This window comes from Vibrio sp. 779(2023), from assembly GCF_033344285.1.
In the GTDB taxonomy this organism is placed as follows: Bacteria; Pseudomonadota; Gammaproteobacteria; order Enterobacterales; family Vibrionaceae; genus Vibrio; species Vibrio alginolyticus.
This window is the reverse complement of the sequence record NZ_JAWPOM010000110.1, coordinates 1-1,356: the sequence shown is the minus strand read 5'-3', so window position 1 is coordinate 1,356 and position 1,356 is coordinate 1. Positions and strand designations below refer to the sequence as shown.

2 protein-coding genes are annotated in these 1,356 nt (G+C 42.1%); both read left to right on the top strand.

What is annotated here, in order from left to right; genetic code table 11:
- Positions 1–213 precede the first annotated feature (213 nt).
- The gene (ppiC, locus tag R8O70_RS25345) at positions 214–492 is read left to right on the top strand and encodes a peptidylprolyl isomerase PpiC (protein WP_005375342.1); all 279 of its coding nucleotides are present in this window, start codon (positions 214–216) and stop codon (positions 490–492) included.
- Positions 493–1,030: 538 nt separating this feature from the next.
- On the top strand, positions 1,031–1,356 hold a 326-nt coding region (locus R8O70_RS25340; protein WP_318184473.1), incomplete at its 3' end, for a DUF3360 family protein.

The following is a 1,356-nucleotide window of genomic DNA, read 5'->3' as shown; positions in this document are numbered from 1 at the left end:
GACAGCTTCAACCGTATAGGAAGTAAATGTGAGCTTTTTAAGCAATCTCTTTATAAATCGAGGTCAATATTACCCGTGTTGCACAGGTTTTCATCATCTAGCCAAGTGTTTTTGGGGCAAGCCATGGCCTAAAATGGGTAAGGTGGAGAAATGTTTGGCGCAAACCGGTGTATTCGGTAAACTTGCGCCACCAGAATAGTGAGAGATAAACACATGGCAAACACAGCAGCCGCATTGCACATTCTTGTTAAGCACAAAGAACAAGCTGAAGACATCATCAAGCAACTGAAAAAAGGCGCTAAATTCCAAACACTAGCGAAAAAATATTCAACTTGCCCGTCTGGCAAACGTGGTGGTGACCTCGGTGAGTTCCGTCGCGGTCAAATGGTGCCTCAATTCGACAAAGTTTGTTTTTCTGGTGAAGTGTTAACTCCGCACTTGGTCAAAACAAAATTTGGCTGGCATGTGGTCAAGGTTCTCTACAGAACATAGCCTCTACCCAGAGCTCATGAGCTGACTTTCGAGTTTCTCGAATGCCAGTACATACGAGCAGAAATCATGGTAAGCACGAATTGGCTTACCATGATTCACTTACTTCTTGTCCAAAATCATTCAGAGTCAGAAACTCTATTTAATTCCTTTCACACCATTACTTCTAATAGCTTCAAGCTGACTGTAAATAGACAACGTATCTCAATAGCAACCATTACGTTCCCCAAAAACTTAGTCTTTAACAAATATAAGTTGGAGCGATGACCGTTCTCCCTTTGACTTACCTTGAGAAAACAACTCATACAAGATCAACGCACACTAATGCATTGTTAAATTAATGTTTAATAAGTGAGAGTTTTGTTGCTCTTTTACTAATGTCTAATATTCCTACCCATAGCAACACATGCTTAATAAGTGCAAATCAATAAAGGTGCTCGATAGTAGCTAGGGTGTGGTCTCGTATTGGTCGAAGGTTTGTGTACCTCGCGAAACTCTAGTTGAGATGGTTCAGCTTTGAAACGTAAAAAAGGATAACTCAATGTCTGACTCAAGTAAGACTTTTTACAGGGATGTGCGCAAGAAACCACATGAATTTGAAAGCCGAGAAGACTTTCTAAACCATGATTTAACCGTTATGAGCTTTCGTCGCTGGGGTATTCATTTGCCATCGCGTGATTACAGTATTGAAATCGAAGATTGGGTACCAGCGTTAGCCGCCACCATAGGCAAAGTGGTTATGGTGACCGCCATGGTTGCGGCCTTTGCTGCTCAGTTTGGTTTATCTCCGGAGTTCGTTGCAGAAAACGTGCGTTACGAACTGCTTATTGCAGGTGCTCTGTTCGTTATCCTGTTTTCCGCCATCCT